We start from the raw sequence: 1,677 nt of genomic DNA on the forward strand, positions 1-1,677 counted from the left end.
TGGTGAATCGTGCGGGGACGAGGGCGGGGTGGTCGGTGTGCAGGGCGGTGTCGAGCAGGGCGAGTCCTTCGGGGATGGACAGGGGTTTGACGCCTGCTCGTTCCATCCGTCGCAGGTCGGTTTCGCTGAGGTCGCCTGCCATGCCGCCGGAGGCCCATAGGCCCCAGGCCAGTGAGGTGGCGGCCAGGCCTTGGGCGTGGCGGTGGTGGGCCAGGGCGTCGAGGTAGGCGTTGGCGGCGCCGTAGCCGGCCTGGCCGGCGCTGCCCAGGACTCCGGCCAGGGAGGAGAACAGCACGAAGGCCGACAGATTCAGGTCTTGGGTCAGTTCGTGCAGGTGGCGGGCGGCGTCGGCCTTGGGTCGCAGGACGGCGTCGATGCGTTCGGGGGTGAGGGAGGCCACGATGCCGTCGTCCAGGACTCCGGCGGTGTGGATGACACCGGTCAGGGGGTGCTCCGGTGGGATCGAGGCGAGCAGGTGTGTCAGGTGCTCGCGGTCGCCGACGTCGCAGGCCGCGATCGTGACCGTGGCGCCGAGTTCGGTCAGTTCGGCGGCCAGGTCGGCGGCGCCGGGTGCCTGGGTGCCGCGTCGGCTGGCCAGCAGCAGGTGTTTGACCTGGTAGGTGGCGGCGAGGTGTTTGGCCACGACCGCGCCCAGCCCGCCGGTGCCGCCGGTGACCAGCACCGTGCCCTCCGAACCGAACACCGACCGCTCCTCGCCACGGTCCGCGGTGCGGTTCAGTCCTGGCATCAGCAGGTGCCCGTCTCGCACCGCGACCTGTGGCTCGCCCGTGGCCAGCGCCTGAGCGACCGTGTCCGCGTCGAGGGGGTCGGTGTCCAGGTCCAGCAGCACGAGTCGACCGGGCTGTTCGGCCTGCGCCGCTCGCACCAGACCCCATACCGCCGCCTGCGCCAGGTCCGGCACCTCATCCGCGACCGCCACCACCGCGCCGCAAGTGAGGAGGACCAGCCGCGAGGAGGCGAACCGCTCCTCGGCCAGCCACTCCTGCACCAGGCCCAGCACCTCACGCGTCACCACACCCAGCTCACCGCCGGATGGGATCGTGACCAACACCGCCTCGGGCGCCTCCGCGACCGAGTCCAGGCCGGCTCCCGCCTCCAGCACCGCCCAGCGGGGAACTTCCGTGCTCGTCCCGGCCGCGATGGCGGTCCAGCCCACCTGGTGCAACCAGCCACGATCACCCGCGGCGACCAGGTCGGAGGTCGACAACGGACGCAACGTGAGCGCCTCGACCTCCGCCACCGGCACACCGGACCCATCGGCGATGGTCAGCGCCATGCTGGTGCCGCCCGTACCGATGATCTTCACTCGCAGGCTGGTCGCCGCTGTGGCGTGCAGAGAGACACCCGACCAGGAGAAGGGCAGGAAAGGCCTGCCCGGCTCGGGCTCCGGCAGCAGATCACCCAGCGCGCTGGCGTGCAGCACCGCGTCCAGCAACGCCGGATGCACCCCGAACCGCGCCGCGTCGGCATGCGCCTGCTCGGGCAGCGCCACCTCGGCGAACACCTCGCCCGGCTTCGCCCAGGCCCGCGTCACCCCCTGGAAGACCGGCCCGTACTCCAGGCCGACCGCCGCGAGATCGTCGTACAGACCATCGACCGCCACCGGCCGCGCGTCCACCGGCGGCCACTGCACCAGCTCGAACGCCGCCACCGGCA

Annotated in this window: 1 protein-coding gene; it reads right to left on the reverse strand. The window is 72.2% G+C overall.

Annotation, left to right across the window (positions count from 1 at the left end):
- Window positions 1-1,677: SDR family oxidoreductase (locus ACTOQ2_RS43805; protein ID WP_440107933.1), on the reverse strand; the 1,677-nt coding region annotated here is incomplete at both ends.

Source organism: Streptosporangium sp. H16, from assembly GCF_051918855.1.
Taxonomy (GTDB): Bacteria; Actinomycetota; Actinomycetes; order Streptosporangiales; family Streptosporangiaceae; genus Streptosporangium.